The 21,025-nt window shown below is 29.2% G+C and carries 19 protein-coding genes; 6 read left to right on the forward strand and 13 right to left on the reverse strand.

Going from position 1 to position 21,025, the window contains the following annotated elements; genetic code table 11:
• Positions 1-14: 14 nt before the first annotated feature.
• The 3 genes from K5Q05_RS01075 to serS all read right to left on the reverse strand — a co-directional run bounded on the left by K5Q05_RS01075 (position 15) and on the right by serS (position 2,431).
• A complete protein-coding gene (locus tag K5Q05_RS01075; protein WP_025443906.1) occupies positions 15-206 on the reverse strand; it encodes a hypothetical protein in 192 nt (63 codons plus the stop codon).
• A 146-nt stretch (positions 207-352) separates the two neighbouring features.
• Positions 353-550, reverse strand: coding sequence for a hypothetical protein (locus K5Q05_RS01080; RefSeq protein WP_025443905.1), 198 nt, complete (start codon positions 548-550; stop codon positions 353-355).
• Between the two features lie 603 nt (positions 551-1,153).
• Positions 1,154-2,431, reverse strand: a complete 1,278-nt coding sequence (serS, locus tag K5Q05_RS01085; RefSeq protein ID WP_025443904.1) for a serine--tRNA ligase — start codon at positions 2,429-2,431, stop codon at positions 1,154-1,156.
• 146 nt (positions 2,432-2,577) lie between these two features.
• On the opposite strand from serS, the gene K5Q05_RS01090 reads away from it, so the two are divergent.
• Together K5Q05_RS01090 and K5Q05_RS01095 are read left to right on the forward strand one after the other, a co-directional pair.
• Positions 2,578-3,309, forward strand: coding sequence for a hypothetical protein (locus tag K5Q05_RS01090; protein ID WP_025443903.1), 732 nt, complete (start codon positions 2,578-2,580; stop codon positions 3,307-3,309).
• Entirely contained in the window at positions 3,306-6,224 is a 2,919-nt protein-coding gene (locus tag K5Q05_RS01095) for an insulinase family protein (protein WP_025443902.1), read from the forward strand. The genes K5Q05_RS01090 and K5Q05_RS01095 overlap by 4 nt, the downstream gene beginning before the upstream one ends.
• A gap of 21 nt (positions 6,225-6,245) precedes the next feature.
• Here K5Q05_RS01095 and K5Q05_RS01100 read toward each other — a convergent pair whose 3' ends face one another.
• From K5Q05_RS01100 to K5Q05_RS01135, 8 genes are all read right to left on the reverse strand, one after another.
• Complete coding sequence (locus tag K5Q05_RS01100) at positions 6,246-6,494, reverse strand: type B 50S ribosomal protein L31 (protein WP_025443901.1); 249 nt, start codon at positions 6,492-6,494, stop codon at positions 6,246-6,248.
• A gap of 57 nt (positions 6,495-6,551) precedes the next feature.
• Positions 6,552-8,096 (reverse strand): transcription termination factor Rho, encoded by a 1,545-nt coding sequence (rho, locus tag K5Q05_RS01105; protein WP_025443900.1) that lies wholly within the window; start codon positions 8,094-8,096, stop codon positions 6,552-6,554.
• 102 nt (positions 8,097-8,198) lie between these two features.
• The gene (locus K5Q05_RS01110) at positions 8,199-8,606 is read right to left on the reverse strand and encodes a bactofilin family protein (RefSeq protein WP_025443899.1); all 408 of its coding nucleotides are present in this window, start codon (positions 8,604-8,606) and stop codon (positions 8,199-8,201) included.
• Positions 8,606-8,935: an HU family DNA-binding protein gene (locus K5Q05_RS01115; protein WP_025443898.1), complete on the reverse strand. Its 330-nt coding sequence runs from the start codon at positions 8,933-8,935 to the stop codon at positions 8,606-8,608. The genes K5Q05_RS01110 and K5Q05_RS01115 overlap by 1 nt, the downstream gene beginning before the upstream one ends.
• Before the next feature lie 14 nt (positions 8,936-8,949).
• Positions 8,950-9,204: a 30S ribosomal protein S20 gene (rpsT, locus tag K5Q05_RS01120; protein ID WP_025443897.1), complete on the reverse strand. Its 255-nt coding sequence runs from the start codon at positions 9,202-9,204 to the stop codon at positions 8,950-8,952.
• Positions 9,205-9,273: 69 nt separating this feature from the next.
• Positions 9,274-10,089: a hypothetical protein gene (locus K5Q05_RS01125; protein ID WP_338024034.1), complete on the reverse strand. Its 816-nt coding sequence runs from the start codon at positions 10,087-10,089 to the stop codon at positions 9,274-9,276.
• A 25-nt stretch (positions 10,090-10,114) separates the two neighbouring features.
• Positions 10,115-11,221 (reverse strand): redox-regulated ATPase YchF, encoded by a 1,107-nt coding sequence (ychF, locus tag K5Q05_RS01130; protein ID WP_025443895.1) that lies wholly within the window; start codon positions 11,219-11,221, stop codon positions 10,115-10,117.
• Between the two features lie 24 nt (positions 11,222-11,245).
• On the reverse strand, positions 11,246-13,258 hold the full coding sequence (locus K5Q05_RS01135) for a tetratricopeptide repeat protein (RefSeq protein ID WP_420043025.1): 2,013 nt from the start codon (positions 13,256-13,258) through the stop codon (positions 11,246-11,248).
• A gap of 151 nt (positions 13,259-13,409) precedes the next feature.
• On the opposite strand from K5Q05_RS01135, the gene lnt reads away from it, so the two are divergent.
• Complete coding sequence (gene lnt, locus K5Q05_RS01140) at positions 13,410-14,978, forward strand: apolipoprotein N-acyltransferase (RefSeq protein ID WP_025443893.1); 1,569 nt, start codon at positions 13,410-13,412, stop codon at positions 14,976-14,978.
• Here the strand turns inward: lnt and K5Q05_RS01145 are convergent.
• Positions 14,921-15,694: a hypothetical protein gene (locus K5Q05_RS01145; RefSeq protein ID WP_025443892.1), complete on the reverse strand. Its 774-nt coding sequence runs from the start codon at positions 15,692-15,694 to the stop codon at positions 14,921-14,923. The genes lnt and K5Q05_RS01145 overlap by 58 nt on opposite strands.
• A gap of 57 nt (positions 15,695-15,751) precedes the next feature.
• Positions 15,752-16,354, reverse strand: a complete 603-nt coding sequence (locus K5Q05_RS01150; protein ID WP_025443891.1) for a deoxynucleoside kinase — start codon at positions 16,352-16,354, stop codon at positions 15,752-15,754.
• 828 nt (positions 16,355-17,182) lie between these two features.
• Here K5Q05_RS01150 and K5Q05_RS01155 point away from each other — a divergent pair.
• The 3 genes from K5Q05_RS01155 to glpT all read left to right on the forward strand — a co-directional run bounded on the left by K5Q05_RS01155 (position 17,183) and on the right by glpT (position 20,998).
• Positions 17,183-17,965, forward strand: a complete 783-nt coding sequence (locus K5Q05_RS01155; RefSeq protein WP_044003433.1) for an MIP/aquaporin family protein — start codon at positions 17,183-17,185, stop codon at positions 17,963-17,965.
• A gap of 70 nt (positions 17,966-18,035) precedes the next feature.
• The gene (gene glpK / locus K5Q05_RS01160) at positions 18,036-19,526 is read left to right on the forward strand and encodes a glycerol kinase GlpK (protein ID WP_025443888.1); all 1,491 of its coding nucleotides are present in this window, start codon (positions 18,036-18,038) and stop codon (positions 19,524-19,526) included.
• Positions 19,514-20,998: a glycerol-3-phosphate transporter gene (gene glpT / locus K5Q05_RS01165; protein WP_232515451.1), complete on the forward strand. Its 1,485-nt coding sequence runs from the start codon at positions 19,514-19,516 to the stop codon at positions 20,996-20,998. Before glpK ends, glpT begins: the two co-directional genes overlap by 13 nt.
• Positions 20,999-21,025: the final 27 nt, after the last annotated feature.

The raw sequence follows: 21,025 nt of genomic DNA on the forward strand, positions 1-21,025 counted from the left end.
GAATTAATTGCAATCTATAAAATAACCAATTTACAATTTTGAATAGAATCTGACACCATCTCAAGCTTAATATCATCAATCTTATCAAAACAATAATTTAGTTCTTCAACACAAAACAAAGATATATCCTTATCATAAAATTTCGCAATGTCTCTTCTTATCTTCTCCACATTATCAACATCTTTAGTATAAATACCTATAGTCATATGAATATCATACTCAAGAATAGAGTTCTCATAAGCTTCAGAAAAAACACACTTTTAATATTTACAATCCTCCTTACTAAATCCATAACCAATAAAAAATTTCCTTATCTCAAAAAACTTTTCACATTTTAATTTACTAACCTTGTTTATAGGAAGTCCAAAAAACGATATTTTAAATCCCAACTTGAGGAAGTTGATATAATCTCTCTCTCAATTAAACCCTCAAAAGTAATATAATTTTCTTCTTTAACTCTGATATTCTTCATTCCATCAAATATCACAATTGATGCTGCTACAATAAAAACTAAGGACGATAGCAAAACTAATACCCATTTCCACAACATAAATTTCTGCCTCTCAACCCCCTTTATAAACTTATAAATATAATATCGTCAAAACATTGTCAAATTGAATAATTTATTTTAGCATATCAGACCATGTTAACAAATCACAAGATAGCAATAGAACCAATAATGGTAAATATTACCAATGAACATTTAAGTACCAAATAAAATTATTATCAAAAAAATTACCTTATTACTCAAATGATTTCTACAAAATTAATTATCATGAACAATATATATCAACTGAAAAAAGAACATAAAAATATATTTTATTGAAACAAATAAAGAAATAACTAACATCGACCAAATAAGAACATATCTCTCTCATTGAGAGTCTATTATGATTGGAAGAATTGCAACAAAACCTTTACTTTATTCAAGAAAATTCTTAAAAGAAATATTATTAAAATAGTAGAATACATAAAGAATTCAATGAATACTTCTCAACTAACACCATACTAAACATATAATGATAATAATAGCACTTGCTAACGAAGATACTTGCAAAGCTAGACAAACACTAAGTGCACCTTTTCTTAAAGATTTAAAAATCACGAAATACTCTTAAGAACAACTGAACATTCAAAAAAGATACTTTAAAATCTAATTCTTAGGAAATATATAGTCAAAACCTGTATATTTGACTAAATTATCAGGTATCCGAACTCCACCTCTTTTATCCTGAAAGTTCTCAAGTATAGCAATGATGGTTCTTGTTGAGGCTATTGCTGTCCCATTTACCATATGCACAAATCTATTTTGATCATCATCCTTATATCTAATTTTAAGGCGCCTTGACTGATAATCTGTACAGTTTGAAGTTGAAGTAACCTCCCCATACTCACCTCTACCTCCCCCCCTGCCTGGCATCCAAGCTTCAATATCATACTTTTTATAAGCCGGTGCACCAAGATCAAAAGAGCAAACATTTAAAACTCTATACGGAATCTCAAGTTCGGTAAAAATTTCTTCTTCTAATTCTAAAAACTCATCGTGAATACGATCAGAATCTCCTCTCTTACACAAACAAAACATTTCTACCTTGCTAAACTGGTGCACCCTATAAAGTCCTTTAGAAAATTGACCAGCTCCTCCAGCCTCTCTACGAAAACAATGAGAAAGTCCTGCCATTCTTAGTGGAGACTTAAGATCTAATATCGTATCATAATAATATCCACCAAGAGTAACCTCAGCCGTACCAACAAGATATTTATCTGTATCTTCAATTTTATAAATATTACTTTCATTACCACGCGGATTAAATCCAATTCCATCAACTATAAATTCTCTTGCAACATCAGGGGTGATGAATAAATCAAAACCTTTAAGCTTAAGTTTATTTAAAGCAAAATTAATCAACGCAATTTCTAAAAAAACAGCTTCATTTTTAAGATAATAAAACTTATTCCCACTAACTTCACGCGCCCTTTCAAAATCAAAAAGATCCAAAGCAATACCAATCTCTAAATGATCCTTTGGTTTAAAATCAAATTCTGGAATCTTTCCTGACATTTTTAACACAACCCCCCCATCCTTACTATCACCAACAGGAACATCAGGAGCAAAAATGTTTGGAATCTTCTTATGCTCAATCAAAAGCCTGGATGCTATATGACCTAACTTCTCTTCCAAATCTGTAATTTCAGCTTTTAAATCCTTACCAATTTTTATTAAATAATGTCTCTGAGAGTCATCCATTCTTCTCTTCATAGCATGAGCATTTTCATTCCTCATTGCATTCAGCTCGCCTATCTTAGTAATAAGTTTCCTTCGCTCATCATCAAGAGCAATTAATAGATCAAGATTTAACTTTTGACCTCTATCCTTAATATTTTTTTGAATAACTTCCAAATTCTCTCTTATAAACTTCAAATCAAGCATCAAAGAACTCCCAAAATAGATCTAACTAAAAATAATTAAATTCAAATAAAATGAAAAACAAATTATGTTAATTAACATAAAAAATATTATATAATATTTGAGAATAATAGTAGAATAAACTTCACATAAGGAGAAAAAGTATCTTTATGATCAAACAATCAACTACTCGTAAAGTTTTTATGCTAATGTCTTCACTAGTCATTCTTATAGGATGTGCAAAAAAAACAAAAAAGATAAATTTTAATGACATCGAAAAAAGTCATGATAAAACAGATGGAATAATCATTCAATCAATTTTATCAAAAGAAGAAAACGAATTATTTGAATATAAAATTAGAATACCCAAAATAACAGATGCTAAAACAAAAAACAATAGCCTAAAAGCATTCAATGAAGAGATTGAAAGCTATGCAAATGAAATAGTCAAAAATTTAAAAAGTGGAGCTCAAAATATTAAAAAAGATTTTAACAAACCAAGCTTAAAAATAGACTACGAAATCTACCATGGATATGGTATTTATACAATAATAGTAAATGCCACCCAAGAAATCAATAATACATCTATCACAAACTATAGAAGTTACTATATTAGCGATAATGGAGATTACATCTACAACATAGATGAAATCATTAACGTAGAAGAATCATTCCCTTACTTTACTCAAAAAATTAAAGAAAAGGTTAACAAAACACAACTAAGCGAATTACTCTTTGATTTGCAGCAAGCAGTGATTTATTTTGAAGATAAAAAAATAATAATAAAATTTCCAATTTATGTATTTAATTTAGATGACACAAAAAATATCGACAATATATTCGAATTTAGCGAAGAAGAAGCAACAAAATACATAAAAAAGGATAAAACAAAACATAAATGAAAAGAAAAAAAATTTTCTGCTTAATTTCAAAAAATTACCTAGAAGAATACGATGCTGAGGGATGCTATTTTCAACATGAAAGCGGATTAGAAATATTCGAATTAAAAAGTAGCAAATTTAAAGAAAATGCCTTTGGAATAGCATTCAAAACTATTCCTCTCAATAATACTGGAGTTGCTCATATTATAGAACACACAATTTTTTGTGGTTCAAACAAATATAAAATAAAAGATCCCTTTCTTTATTTGATGAAAGGAAGCCTAAACACTTTCTTAAATGCAATGACATTTCAAGATAAAACTCTCTATCCAGCAGCATCTACAATACAAAAAGACTATTTCAATTTGTTCAAAATATATGCTGATGCTGTTTTTCATCCTCTACTTAAAAAAGAAGCTTTTATGCAGGAGGGTTATAATATAAATCCAAACAATTTTGAACTATCCGGTATTGTTTTAAATGAAATGAAAGGTAATTATTCTAATAAAAACTCTTTAATCAACGAACTTGCAACAAATTCTCTCTTTTGTGAAAACACCTATCAATATGATTCCGGGGGCAATCCCATTAATATCATTGACCTTACATATGAAGAATTTATTGAATTTTATAATAAACACTATACACTAGAAAATTGTAAAATATTTTTATTTGGCAATATTGACACTAACAAGAATCTCAATTTTATTGAAAAATACATAATTAGACCTTATAAAAAGGAAAAATTAAATATTAATTACAATATAGACAAAGTTAAAAGGTGGAAACAAGGCAAAACACTAAATTATGACATCCCAAAAGAAAATGAAAATGCGCTTGGAGTATATGCAATAAATTGGCTATGCACTGATATTAAAAATATCAAAGAAAATACTGGACTTGAAATTTTATCAGAAATTCTCTTAGATAGCTCCTGTCAATTCACTATAAATATGCTAAAAAGTGGAATTGGTGATGTAATATCCGATATTAGTGGCATCAATACAGACATAAAAGAATGCGTATTTTCATTCGGATTGCAAAACGTACTTCCAGGAAAATTGGAAGAATTTAAAAATTTAGTTTTTAAAGAACTCAAAAACCTAGTTAAAGTAAAAATTCCCAAAAAACTAATACAAGGTATTCTCTTTGGGTATGAATTTGCATTAAAAGAAGAAAAAGGACAAGGTTGGCCTATTTCTTTAATGATCAAAAGCTTTAAAGGTTGGATACATGGAATGCATCCAATTGAAACCCTAAAAATCAATTACTACTTGGATGATATTAAAACCAGACTAGAAAGAGGAGAACTTTACTTTGAAAATCTAATAGAAAAATATCTACTCAATAACAATCATTACACATTAATCAACTTCAATCCATCAGATAATATTCTTAAGGAAATGGAAGAAGAAATTGAAAAAAAATTAATGGGCAGAGAAATTGAAATAAAAAAAAATCCAGTAAAACTTGCAGAGTTTACTAAAGATTACAACCAATTTAAAAACTACCAAAAAAAAAGCGACCTCAAATCTGACATTACTAAATTTCCCATGCTAAAAATGGAAGATTTACCAAAAGAAATTAAAAAAAGTTTAATTCTTAACGAAACTCCTGAAATTAAAGCACATACATTTGAGTTAAAAAAAAATAACAATATTTTCAATGTATATTTATTTTTTAAACTGGATTTTCTCCAAAAAGAAGATTTCATACACCTCTCCTTGCTAAAAAGAGCAATTCAAGATTTATCCACCCAAAATTACTCCTATGTAGACTTAAATAATAAAATTCAAAATACTTTGGGACAACTAAACATATATGAAAGTTATGAAGAAGATACTCAAGGCAACATGATAAACCTACTTAACATAAATTTCAAATCGTTCAACAATAAAATTCAAGAATCATTTATATTAATCAAAGAAATTTTAATCAATATAAATTTTCATGATTACGATAGATTAAAAGAGGTGGTCTTAAGTCTAAAAAACGATTTTAAATCAGCCTTAATTCCTAAAGGGCACATATTTGCAACAACAAGATCAGAGTCAAAACTCAGCCGAAGCAAATATCTAAGAGAACTTCAATCTGGTATTACAGGAAGAGCATTTTGGCAAAAAGTCAAAACAAACACAGAATCTTTAAAAGATCTTGCACGTAATTTAGAAAATCTAAAAAATAAAATAGTTTTTAAAGATAATTTTTCATCTCTGCTCATAGGAAATACTAATGATGTCATTAAAAGATTAGAAAGCGAATTATTTATATTAAGAGAAAATTTAATTGACAAGAATTATCTAAATAATTCTTTTGCAACACAATCATCAAGCAATATGCTAAAAGAATTAATTATCATTCCATCAAAAATATCTTTTAATGCTATGAGCTTTGTAAGCTATAAAATAACAGATGAAAATTATCCAAAAATAAATTTCCTAACACATATATTACAAACTGGAGTTTTATGGAAAAAAATAAGGGCCATAGGTGGAGCATACGGTGCATTTGCATCTATCAAAAATGGAATATTTTCTCTTACATCATATAGAGATCCAAACTTTATAAAAACATACCAAGCTTTTGAAGCATCATTAGAAGAATTGGCAAATAATAAAATCAAAAATGAAGAACTTTATACATATTTAGTAGGAGTAATTGGTCTAAATATAAATGTAAAAACCAAATCTACAGAGATATTAGAAAGCTATAAGAGAAAAATGCTAAAAATTAATGATCAGCTAAGACAAAATATTATGAATGCTTACTTCCAAATAACAACCACAGATATTAAAAATATATCTGAACAAGCATTGCATCAATTAAAACAAAAGAGAAGTATAACATCTCTTGTTACCAACGAAAATTATGAAAACGAAAAAGAAAAACTAGAAACATTCATTGGAAAAAAATACAGGTTAAAAAAAATATATTAAATACGCAAGAAAATAAAAAAACTACTTAAGATTCTTATACTTTTTGTTAAATTTATCAATTCTACCTGCTGCATCCACAAATCTTTGCTGACCTGTATAAAAGGGATGTGATTTGCTTGTAATTTCAACAATAACTAATGGATAATCTTTATTATCACTATACTTAATTGTATCTTTGGAAGTCAAAGTAGATTTAGTTAAAAACATCTCACCATTAGCACCATCTTTAAATACTACTAAATTACTAACAGGATGTATACCTTTCTTCATAAAGCCTCTCTTAATTTAATTAAAGTTTAGTCTAAATTTAAAATAAAGTCAATTTTACTAGTCCCCATTACTCATAGTCTTTAGGAAAATCTCATTATTTTTACTTTTTTTCATCTTCTCAACTAAAGCCTCAACTCCTTCATAATCATCAACACCACTTAAAATTTTTCTAATAAGCAAAATCTTAGATCGCTCTTCTTCACTCAAGAGTAACTCTTCTTTTCTTGTTCCTGATTTCTTAATATTAATAGCAGGAAAAAGCCTTCTATCTGCCAAACTTCTGTCAAGAATCAACTCCATGTTACCAGTACTTTTAAATTCCTCAAATATAACTTCATCCATCTTACTTCCAGTATCAACTAAAGCTGTAGCTATAATAGTAAGACTTCCACCTTCCTCAATATTTCTAGCAGAACCAAAAAACCTTTTTGGCTTATGTAAAGCATTAGAATCAACTCCTCCAGAAAGTATCTTGCCAGAAGTTGGCATAGTTTGATTATAAGCCCTTGCAAGTCTTGTAATAGAATCTAAAAGAATAACAACATCTTTTTTATTTTCAACAAGTCTTTTTGCTTTCTCAATAACCATTTCTGCAACCTGCACGTGCCTGCTAGCTTGCTCATCAAAATTAGATGCAATAACCTCGCCCTTAACACCACGAATCATGTCAGTAACCTCTTCAGGTCTCTCATCAATGAGCAAAATCATTAAAACAATGTCTGAATAATTAGTCGTGATTGCATTAGCTATTTTTTGAAGCAAAGTAGTCTTTCCAGCCTTTGGAGGAGAGACTATTAATGCTCTTTGTCCTTTTCCAATAGGTGCAAAAAGGTTAATAAGTCTTGTGGAAATATTACAATTTTCATATTCAAGATCCAACTTAGAACTAGGATACAAAGGTGTTAAATTATCAAAAGGTATCCTATTCTGTGCAAATGTAGGGTCCTGGTCATTAATGCTTTTAATTTTAATCATTGCAAAAAATCTCTCACCATCTCTTGGAGACCTAATTTGTCCATATAAAATATCACCTGTCCTTAAATTAAAAAGTCTAATTTGAGACGGAGAAACATAAACATCATTACCTCCTGATAGATAAGAATTAGATGCTGTACGCAAAAAGCCATATCCATCGCTTAATACATCAAGAACGCCAGTAAACAAAACATTAATATTATGTTCGGTTAATATCTTAACAAGCAAAAATATTAATTCTGTCTTCTTCATTGTTACTGCAATAGTATGATTAGTACCAAGACCCTCAACGATCTTCCTGATTTCAGTAATTGGTTTATCATAAAGACTATCAATCACTATAAAATCTTTACCACCTAAAAAATTAATAACATTGCTTTGTTCAAAAGTCTTAATACTGCTTTCCAAATTCGAATCAGGTATATCATAATCAAAATTTGATAAAATTCCATTAGATTCTCTTAATTTATCAGTATTAGACTTTTTAAGTCCGCTAGAAATAGATTCTTTTTTAGTTACAACTTTAACTATCTTTTTCTTAGCATGATCCTCAGTTTTTGATTCCTTAGAAGAATTTAAACGCTTCATTTCATCCTCTAAATCAAACTCCTCACATTTTTTATCCATAATCTCCTCTACGAGATAAATTTTTAAGAAGGGCACTTTACTAAATTAATACTTAATCATGAATAACAAATCTTAACCATTAATAATATATCTGGCATTAATTCATTGAAAAGTATCTTTTATTTGTGAAACTGTAAAAGAAAATAAATCTATACTCTCATTAGATTTAATCATTTCACACTTACCATCAAAGACTATATCATCATTAATAAATATCTTTTTTGTCTTAACATCGCCATATATCTTGCAACCACTATTTAAATAAACCTTATTACTAGCGTTAACATTTCCCTTTAAAATTCCCTCAACTATTAATGTATCACAAACTACTACATTTGTAATAACTTTGCTATTTTTGGCAATACAAAGCAGTCCTGTTCTTGAAAATATCTCACCTTCAAAAGCTGAATCAAGATACAAAGTACCTTCAAACTTTAACTTTCCCCTGAAAATTAAGCTTGCATCTAGTTTGCAATCCCATTTATAAGAATTTCTAACATCAACAGGCATTAACTATCCCTAATGCTCCACACTCTTTCTTTTAAATCTTTTCCTGGACGGAAATAAGCCACATGATGATCATCAACACTAACATATTCACCAGTTTGAGGATTGCGAGCATTCTTTCGACCTTTTCTTTTCCTAAGCTCAAATGTCCCAAAAGATCTAAACTCTATAACATTATTAAGACAAAGACTATTTTTAAGTTCTTCAAAAAAAGCATCAACCACAAGCCTTATATATTTTTTTTCTAACTTTTCACTACTGTTCTTCATATTCAAAGATATCTGATCAATAATATCTGATTTAGTAACTTTGGGTCTTCTTGGAAAAGACATATACTAGTTCCTTATCACAATAACAAAATATTTAAATTTGATTTTTTACGAGCAGCTTTATTTCTATGAATTATTCTCTTTCTAGCAGCAGTATCTAATTTCTTTGCAACAAACTTAAAAAATTCTGATGCTTCTTCTTTTTTTCCTTCCCTTATCAAATTTAAACAACGTTTCTCTATCGTTTTTAACTCACTCTTAACGCTTACATTTCTCAAATTCCGCTTTAGATTTTGCCTAGCTCTCTTTAATGCTGATGGATTATTACCCAAATTAAACTCCTTAATGCTGCAAGCATAATAATAAATATATCAACTAATCGTAATATAGTCAATCATATATTAAGAACAAGAATACTCTTTACAATACTTCTTAACATAAGCAAACACTTTTTGCATCGAATAAGACATTTTTTCATCATTAATATACACCTTCTTTCGTTTATCATTATAACTATAAATAAAAGATAAATAATCATTCCTATCCAGTTCAGAATCATTAATAAATATATTTTTAAAAAATCTATAGAAGTATTCTCGTTGAGAAAAAATTTTTCTTTCATAAACAGAATCCTTTCTAAACTCATAAAAAATAACCAAATCCTTCATAACTAAAACATCCCCTATTAAAACTTTAATATCAATAAGTAAAACAAATAAAAATATCATTATGCTATCAAAGGAAATATAATAAACAAGAAGACTAGTCAAAATTCGAAATAAATACATTACTAAATAAATGCCTGATACATAATACTTTATTGGAAATTCTTGACTCTTTGCAATAAATAAATCACTCCTTAGACTTTTAAGCCTTCTGACAAAATCACTCAAATACTGTTTTCTTAAAAAACAAATTCTTATTTTTAATCCATTATTTAAACCCAAAATTAATGTGCTATCTAACAATTTTTTTTCAATCCATACTATATCATTAAAATTAAAATGAATTCTGGAATAAAATTTTTTATAAAAAATTTTATTTTCTTGAAAATCAATCTCATAAAAATATCTTAAGTAAGAAATTATTACAAAAATATTTATCAATATTAAAAAAAGAATAAAAACACCAAAGATATTTCTATACATTAATATATAAAATACAGAAAAAATCACATTAAGAAGAAAAATAAAAATTAATCTAACTTTATAAAACAAAAACTCATTCATATTGTTGTTATATTTAAACATTAAATTTAAAAAAAATTATATCGCCATCTTTTACCAAATAATCTTTACCCTCAATCCTAAGACGACCTTTCTCTTTTACACCCTGAACACCTTTAAATTCAGCCAAATCATCAAATGAATACACTTCTGCTTTAATAAAACCTCTTTGAAAATCACTGTGAATGATACCTGCAGCTTCGGGAGCCTTCATTCCATCCTTAAAAGTCCACGCTCTAACTTCTTGAACCCCCGCAGTAAAATAGGTTCTTAAGCCTAGAGTATAATAAGTTTTTCGTATCAAATTGCTAAGACCACTAGCATTTATTCCCATAGATTTAAGCATTGCCATTCTTTCGCTTAAATCATCAATTTCAGCAAGTTCTGCCTCAATCTTAGCACATAAAATTAAATAATCATTACCTTCACTTAAAGCCATATCTCTTACAGTATCTGTATATTGATTACCACACAGAGAATCCTCATCAACATTACAAACATATATAACCTTTTTAATAGTCAAAAGATTTAAAGATTTGACAAAATTATATCCAAATTCATCGAACTCAAATGTAATTGCCGGTTTAACATCCATCAAGTGGTTTTTAAGATTCTTAAGCATAGAAACAATTACCTTCGCATTTTTACTAATCTCTTTATCAACACTCTTCACATTTTTCTCATTCTTCAAAATACTTTTCTGTACAGTATCAAGATCTGCAAGGCATAACTCCGTGTTAATTGTACTTATATCTCTTTGTGGATTCACATCCCCATCAACATGAATCACTTCTTTATCTTCAAAACATCTAACAACATGTACAAGAATAGAAACTTCACGAATATTTGTCAGAAATTTATTGCCAAGTCCCTCCCCCTTAGAAGCCCCCTTCACAAGACCTGCAATATCAACAAATTCCATTACAGCAGGAATAATTTTTTTCGACTCAACAAAACTAGCGATTTCTGAAAGCCTCTCATCAGGAATTTCCACTATACCTATATTTGGATCAATAGTACAAAAAGGATAATTAGCAATTTCTGATCTTGATGATGTTAAGGATGAAAATAAACTAGATTTACCAACATTTGGCAGTCCCACTATTCCCACATTAAGTGCCATAAATAAAACTCCATAAATTAAAACCTAATTAACCAAATAAGCAAATTCACCTCTACCTATCTGCTGATTAAAATTTACCTCAACAGACAGATTGTAATATCCATTAGGCTCTTGGGATCCTGGATAATCATACTCAAGCAAATAAGTGCCTGTCTTTTGCTTCATCATTAAATCATAAACCTTAGATACTCCATCATAAGATGAAAAAGGAATAATTGCACCGCCAGTTTCATTTACTAAATACTGTAGTTTAGGATCAATAGGATTATTTCCAAATAATATTAAATAAAACCTAATATCATTATTCTTATAATAACCTAAAATAGTGTCTATAGAATACCTATTAAAAGAAGAACGACCTAAATCTCCATTGCTAAAATAAATAACAGCCCTTCTTGCACTCTTTGACATAAGCTCAGAACCTGCGAGTTTAAGACTAACATCAGTCTTTACATAGCTTGAATCATAATTCCCAAGAGAATTTGTCTTATGGATAGTGCTTATCAAACTATCAATATTATCTACTAAAGGTACACTTGTTGCATTTATAAAACTAAATTTTTTATTCTTTCTAGACTTTATAAGAGTATTTACACCCATAATCTGTTCTGATTCATAACTCTTCATAGCAAAAGATTTATCAAAAACAATTGCAATATTCATATCATCAGAAGTATTAATATCATAAGCAATTTTAGGCTTAACAATATAATATCTCTCATTAGCAATTGCAAAATTTTCATTCTTAAGCCCTACAACGGGCAAACCACTTCTGTTGCTAACATTAAGTTCAACATACATCTTAGAACCCCCAACCCTCCTAATTACTCGGCGCACATCAACATTAAGACTATCATAAATACTAGAATCAGTCTTATAAATTGAAATATGAGCATTATCAAAGTCTGAAACAATTATTTGATTATTGACATCAATAATTGAAGACGCAATTTTGGAATCAATCTTATCTGCCTTTAAAAGCTTAAAAAATGTTTTTCTTAAAACACTATACTTATAAACACCATACTTTGAAGATATAATAATATTATTGCCTGTAAAATCACTACTAAGACCTTCTATCTCGTCAAGAGAAGTTGCAATAGAATACAAATGATTGCCACTAGTATCAAACACCTCAATAGAATTTTTAGGAGCATCGGCAACATAAATATTCCCATTTAAATATGTAATACCGGTAGGACCTAAAAGTCCAGCATATCCAACTGTTTTAACACCAAAATGCAAAATAAAATTACCCTTAACATCAAATTTACTTACTCTCTTATTACCCCATTCACTAACGTAAATATAATCTCTATCATCAACTGTTATATATTGGGGAGCAAGCAATTCACCAGATTCAGTACCCTTCTTACCGATTGAACCTCTTTTAATACCAAAAGTTTTATCATATATACCAATCTCATCATTTGAATAAAGTGTCACATATAGTAATTTGCCAAGTTCAACCACATCATAAGGTGATTTTAAAGAAGTAATCCCATCCTTAACCAAAACATTAACATTATTGTTAGCATCAAAATATAATATTTCATTTCCTATAAAATTAACAGCATAATATCCACCATATTGATCGGCTTTCAAAGATGTAATCTGATAACCATTTGGCCGCCTGTAAATAGAGTTATCAAGAGAAGCAACTTGAATAAACTTTTTAACATCAAGTTCATTATTCAATGATATACCTCTTCTCTGTTCAATTGTAGATATTAATTGTCGAAGATAGGCCACCTTATAACCCTGGGATTGCAAATTTCGCCATTCCATCAAAGCTTCCTCAACATATCCCAACCTATAATAAACATTACCCATCCAAAAATGATAATCAAGATTGTTTGGATCAAAACCTAAAAGTTTCTTAAAAGACAATAAAGCATCATCATAATATCCATCATTATAAGAATTAAGCGACCATTTAAATTCTTCTTGAGCATCTTTGTTGGTAACTATACCCTGAGCATTTAAAACAAATGCGCTCCCAAAAAATAAAACAACTACATTCAAAATTAAAATCATTCTCTTCATACTTAAGCAAATACTATAAAAATTTGACATTGTTAAACAAAACATATTATGTATATTATACTATGTAAGTGTCCATATATTAATAACTGTGCTACTTAATATGCAAAATGTATAATAGGTAATATACTAAAAAAGAGGAAAAATGAAAACAAGATATTTTTGTCTAGCTACATTTTCTGGAGTGCTTACAACTCTGGCAATTCCAAACGAAGTAAAAAATATGGGATACTCAAGCATTGGATTAATTGGATACATACCACTTTTCATTGCATTAATAAAAATAAAAGATAAAAAAACTCTTATTTGTTTAACGATCTTTTACTTCTTAATAGCTAATAGTCTACAAAATTTCTGGCTTGCATTTTTTCAAGCATTTGGACTACTTACATTTTTAGGAACAGTATCTGCCTATAGCCTTTACGCTTTAGTTTTGGGATATTTATTGTATTATTCATTAAAAACTTTTAAGAATAAAACATTAACCTTAGCCATACTTTTTACATTTTATGATTACTCAAAATCAATCGGATTTGCAGCATATCCTTGGGGATTTTCAGCTTTCATGGTAAATAACTTTAATGAACTTATACAAGTTGCTGACATTTTTGGGGTCTTTTTTGTATGCTTTGTTGTTTATTTTCTTAATGCAGGAATTGCAAATTTTTTCATAGAACAAAGTAAAATAAATACATCAAGCCTCCTATTTTCCATTCTACTAGTAAGTACATCTTTTGCTTACGGAATAATCAAAAAAATAGAACTAAATCCAACTTTAACCAAAGAAATAGATACTCTAAACATTGCAGCAATACAAATCAATGGCGATCCCTGGAATAAAAATAACAAAGCAGAAATTAAAAAATCTATTAAACTTACAAAACAAGCTTTAAGAGAATATCCAAATACAGAACTTGTACTCTGGAGTGAAGGGACATTAAATTTACCATTTGATTCGTACAAAGATTATATCTATGATAAAAGGTTACTTAAGTTATATGATTCAATAAATCAATTAATAATAAACAATAAAGCTCATTTTATTATTGGTTCACCTTCAAATGTAAATAAAAAATTACTAACAAGTGAAAACTCAGTTTATGCAATAAAACCTAATCTTCAAATAGCAAATATATATTCTAAAATATTTTTAGTTCCATTTGCAGAAAAAATACCATTTTACAACTATGAATCCGTAAGAGAATTTTTCTTTCAAAATTTCAAGCTCAAAGGACAAATAAATGGAAATAAACTTGAAATATTTAAACTCAAAAAATTTAATTTGGGCCTTTTAATATGCTATGATGACGCATTCCCAGACCTTGCAAGAAGTTATAAAAGACAAGGTGCAAACCTATTATTAAATTTTTCAAATGACTCTTGGTCACATACAAATTCATCGGAATGGCAACACTTTGTAGTAGCAAAATTTAGAAGTATAGAAAATGGAATCAAAACTATTAGAGCTACAAACTCTGGAATAACTACCGTAATAAATGAATATGGAGAAAATATTAAAAGCTTAGAAACATTTAAAGAAGGATACCTAATATCAAAAATAAAATTGCCTCCAAGATTCGCAACAATCTATGAATACATTGGAGACCTATTTATATATATTCTGGCAATGATAATTGTAATTATGATACTAAAAACTTACTTTATTGAAGAAAGCACCCATTTATCATGCTGCTTTACAAAACATAAAGTCTGAATATCTGTCCAAAAAGGGATATTCTTAGTAAGATCATTTATCTTAGCCTTAACTTTAACATTATAAGAAGTATCGGTATTTTTTATAATGCTTAAAGATTTGAAATCATAAAAATCATCAAATGCAAGATAACTTAAATCATCCTTGTTAACATTATTCGAAGCAACCTTTAAATTTGAAATAAAATCAGCTTTAGGTTTAACTTTTCCCCAAACCTTAATCTCATCAGCCATAACAGAATTAAGTAAATCAATATTCTGCAAAAGAAGAGCTCTTACAAATTTGTTAAACTGAAATTTAACTGCTTGTTCTTTATATTTCTCTCTTTCCACATTTGCAATGTACTCTATCTTAGGAGCATTTGTTACTTCACTAATCTCAATCTCATCATGAGTTATTCCTGGAATATCATCAAGTTTAATATCATCAAATGCAAGAAAACTAGGCTCACCACCCTCTAATTTAATTTTAAAATCAATTTCTTCTACAGCATCCTTAAGATTAACTTCTTCTTTTAATTTTGGATAAATTTCCAAAGCCTTTTTTTGAAAAATTCGCCCTTTCTTAACCTTACCGACATTAACATACCTTTGCCCAACTTCATAATAAAAGATAGCAAGTTCTTTTTGTCTATCATCAACCAGAGAACCATTTCCTGCAAATAAATTTATAAAAGCCAAATAAAAAAATAAAAACAATAACACCAATTTTCTCATGCTAACCTCCAATAAAATCTATTCATGCTCAAAAAATAAACATCAGTTTACAAGAAATTATATTACAAGTTTATCTTTAATGAAAGCAATAATCTCGCTTTTATGCTCATCATCAAAAATATTGATGCTATCGTAATTAAATCTCAATTTAGGCGATAAATCATAACTATCATACCAACTTAAATATTTTTCCTTAAGACCTTTAAGATACTCTCTAGAAATGTCCCTCTCAAAATTTCTATTTCTATTCTTAATACGACGCTTAGCCTCATCAATACTACAATCAAGATAAACCAGCAATAAGGGTCTTTGAGAATGCTCCAGCATATTATCAAGCAAATTAAGATATATCATATACTCATAATCAGAAATATATCCATTGTCGTTTAAAAGAGAAGCAAAGACACGATCACCATAAATAGATCTATCAAGTATTCCTCCTTTAGTCCTACATATATCCTTTATAAGCCTAAATCTCTCATTTAAAAAATTAATCTGCATTGAAAAAGCCCACCTGGACTTATCCTTATAAAATTTATCTAACATATGTAATGTGAATTCATTATTTAATTCACTGTAAAAAGGAATATTAAGCTCACTAGACAAAAAATGCCCAAGCGTAGTTTTCCCTACTCCAATTAAACCCTCAATTACGATCACTAAACTTGCCTCCAAAATTTATAACCAATATCAATAGTAATTGAAAATAACATTATTTAAACACATAAAAACATAAAATATCAAGTAAAAAATGTTTAAAAAAAGAGCTCAATATTTTTTAAATTAGAATTTTTTAAACCATTGACATTAATGACAATAAAAAATAAAATTTCTAATATACGAAACAATTCCATGTCCTTCAATTCTAAGTTCAGGAGAATGTTAAATGAATATCAAAACCGTATTAAGCTATTTAAGTGAAAAAGTAATATTGTCCAACCTAACAATTAAAAAATTCTTAAAAAAAATAATCACTCAATTAATCAAGGAAGGTGATAAAAAATTCACCACCATATCAAAAAATATAAATAAAATAAAAGAATTAATCAAATGTTTCAATTTATATGAAATAAATCATATGCACAAAAAAAATAATGATGATAATTGGCAAGCATTTATAAGTCATAATTCCCCCTCCCATTTATATTTCAATGTATATTGTCTTAGATTTTTTGAAATTTGAGACAATATACATTGAAATATAAAGGAGGAAAGCAACAATCAGACAAAATGAAAAGACTTAAACAAAGTTTTTGCATTTGGCAATAAATTTAACAACTTAAATATATCAGTTCATATTAGAAAAAATATTGTGAGGCAAAACGAAAATAAAAAACTATAAAATAGTTTATTTTACAACATTGAAAACATTGTTTCGGCAATGAACATGTAGACTTATTAAAGAAATAGTAAATCTAATTAAATACAATAGATATTTTTAGAAAGTCAATTTCAAATTAAGTTCTTGTAACATAAGGAGGTTAAAATATGATTTGTTGTATACGATTTAAAGAATTTTTTGCAGAATTTTTAGGAACATTTATTCTTCTAACAGTTGGAACAGGTTCTATAGCAATGACAGTCCTATTCCCATCAAATCCGCCTATAGCTGGAGAAATAATAAAGGGAGGCTATACTAATATAGTACTTGGCTGGGGACTAGGTGTAACATTTGGAGTTTATATAGCTGCAAGAATTAGTGGAGCACATTTAAATCCTGCTGTTAGCATTGCATTAGCTACTATTGGTAGATTTCCAACGTCAAAACTTTTCCACTATATTTTAGCACAAATGCTTGGAGCATTTTCTGGGGCTCTAATGACACTAATTGTATTCTACCCTAAATGGATAGAAATAGATCCTACATTTGAAACTACCCAAGGTATCATGTCAACTTTTCCTGCCGTACCTGGTTTTTGGCCCGGATTTATTGACCAAATATTTGGAACATTTCTCTTAATGCTTTTAATTTTAGCTGTTGGAAACTTTGTAAAGGAAGATTCTCAAAATCCAATTTTTCCCCTTATTATTGGAACAATAGTTTTAGCTATTGGAATAAGCTTTGGAGGAATGAATGGTTATGCTATTAATCCAGCAAGAGATTTGGGACCAAGAATATTGTTACTACTGGCTGGTTTTAAAAATCATGGTTTTGATGAAATGAATGTGTTCATTATCCCTATATTAGGTCCAATAATTGGTGCAATCTTAGGTGCTATGGTTTATAAATTTATTTTAGAGGAAGAGCAAAAATTTAATTTGGAAGATTAAAAAATAATAACTAATGTAATCTACATGATTACATTAGTTATTATAACAATACTAAGGAAGGAAAGTTACTATGAAATACATTCTATCTATTGATCAAGGTACAACTAGTTCCAGAGCAATAATATTCGATAAAAATGCAAATATAAAAGGATTCGCACAAAAAGAATTCACACAAATTTATCCACATCCAAGTTGGGTCGAACATAATCCAAACGAAATATGGAGTTCTCAATTAGGAGTCATAGCAGAAGCTTTGGCAAATGCAAGAACTTTCCCAAATGAAATTGCAACCATTGGAATTACAAACCAACGAGAAACCACCATTATCTGGAATAAAAATACAGGAAATCCAATTTACAACGCAATAGTCTGGCAAGACAGAAGAACAGCACAACTTTGCTATGAATTAAAAGCAAAAGGAAAAGATAAAATTATCTTACAAAAAACAGGCCTTGTATTAGATGCTTACTTTAGCGGCACAAAAATAAAATGGATATTAGACAATGTTGCAGGAGCAAGAGAACACTCAGAAAAAGGAGAACTCTGTTTTGGAACAATAGACAGCTGGATAGTTTGGAATCTTACTAAAGGGAAATTACATATTACAGATTATTCCAACGCATCAAGAACTCTACTTTTCAACATTAAATCACTTGAATGGGATGAAGAAATATTACAAATATTAGACATACCAAAATCAATTTTACCTACAGTTAAACAAAGTTCCGAAGTGTATGGAAAAACTGACGCTTCCATATTAGGAACAGAAATCACTATTTCAGGAATTGCAGGGGACCAGTTTGCAGCAACCTTTGGACAAGCATGCCTTCAAAAAGGAATGGCTAAAAATACATATGGGACTGGATGCTTTGTCACAGTTAACATAGGACAAGAACCTATCATTAATGAACAAGAAATTTTAACGTCAATTGCATGGGGAAAACAAAATACAATAACTTATGTTTTTGAGGGAAGTGTTTTCATTGGAGGAGCTGTAATTCAATGGTTAAGAGATAATTTAGAATTATTCAGAAAAAGCTCTGATTCAGAGGCACTAGCAGCCTCAGTAAGTGATAATGGGGGAATTTATTTCGTTCCAGCATTTGTAGGACTTGGAACACCTCATTGGGATCCCTACGCCAGAGGGATGATTATTGGAATTACAAGAAGCTCAACAAAAGAACATATAATAAGAGCTGCTCTTGAAAGTATTGCTCTGCAAAGCTTTGATGTATTAACTGCAATGAAAAACTCTATTCAAGGATTTGAAATAAAAGAATTAAGAGTTGATGGAGGAGCTAGCACAAATAATCTGCTTATGCAATTCCAGGCTGATATTCTACAATGCAACGTTGTTAGACCAAAAATAACCGAAACGACTGCTCTTGGTTCTGCCTATCTGGCAGGACTTGCTATTGGATACTGGGCAAGTGCCAAAGAGATTACAAGCCTTTGGAAATCAGATAAAATATTTGAACCTTCAATGGAAAAAAGCAAGCGAGAAGATTTAATTTACAACTGGAATAAAGCAATTGAGAGAGCAAAGGCTTGGATTCAATAAGCTTGAATGATGAAATCATTCAAGAAATGAATAAAACATTCCCAGGAACAAAAATAATACCAAGTAAATTATCACTAAAAAGCTTAATATTTATAAATATAATGGAGATGTTAAATATGAAAAAATTGTTTAATTTTCTAAAACCAGCACCCCACATAAAGAGAGTGCACAAAGAAATAGAGGATTCACTATATAAAAAACTAAGACTTCAAATATTTATTTCAATCTTTATTGGATATGCTGGATTTTATTTAACAAGAAAAATATTTGCATTCACTATACCAGAACTTGAAAAAGAAGGTTTCAGCAAAAGTCAATTAGGAATAATTTTATCTGGAGTTTCAATTGCATATGGATTTTCTAAATTTATTATGGGAAATGTCTCAGATCGAAGCAATCCTAGATATTTTTTAACACTAGGACTACTCCTCACAGCAATAATCACCACTATATTTGGATTATTTCCATGGAAATTAATTGACACTACAACTGCAATAACATTAATGTTCATTTTAATGTTCACAAATGGATGGGTTCAAGGAATGGGATGGCCGGCATGTGGGAGAACTATAGTTCACTGGTGGTCAAAAAAAGAAAGGGGCATAACTGTTGCCACTTGGAATTTAGCTCACAATATAGGAGGGGGAACAACCGGAATAATATCCTCTTGGGCTTTGCTCTACTTTCAAGAATGGCAAGCTATACTTTATGTACCATCAGGAATAGTAATAGGCATTGCAATATTTGTTCTAATGACACTAAAAGATACGCCTCAATCTGTAGGACTACCACCAATTGAAGAATATAAAAATGATTATCCTGATAACTATACAGAAAAGGCAGAAGAAGAACTTAACACAAAAAAAATATTTGTAAAACACGTTCTTAATAATAAACTACTATGGTATATAGCCATTGCTAATGCATTTATATATTTTATAAGATATGGAATCCTAGACTGGGCACCATCATATCTCTCACAAGTAAAACACTTCTCGATAAAAGATTCAGGATGGGCATACTCCCTTTATGAATTTTCAGCTATTCCCGGAACAATAATTTGCGGATGGATGTCTGACAAAATTTTCAAAGGAAGAAGATCAGAAACTGGAATAATTTTCATAACTGCTACCCTTATTACAATACTTATATATTGGCAATTACCAGAAAACAATCCAACACTTATAACGATTCTCTTAGCAATAATAGGATTTCTAATCTACGGCCCTGTTATGCTCATTGGTCTTCATGCTCTTGATCTTGCACCAAAAAAAGCTGCAGGAACAGCAGCAGGATTTACAGGACTATTTGGATACATAGGGGGCTCTGTTACTGCCAGCGCCATTACAGGTTTTGTATTGCAATACTTCAATTGGAATGTATATTTTTATCTATTAATAGGTGCATGTATATTTGCAATAATATTTATAAGTTTAACATTTAAGCAAGAGAAAAAAACTAATGATATTTAACAAAAAACAATAATAATTTATATAAAA

The organism is Borrelia miyamotoi (assembly GCF_019668505.1).
GTDB lineage: Bacteria > Spirochaetota > Spirochaetia > Borreliales > Borreliaceae > Borrelia > Borrelia miyamotoi.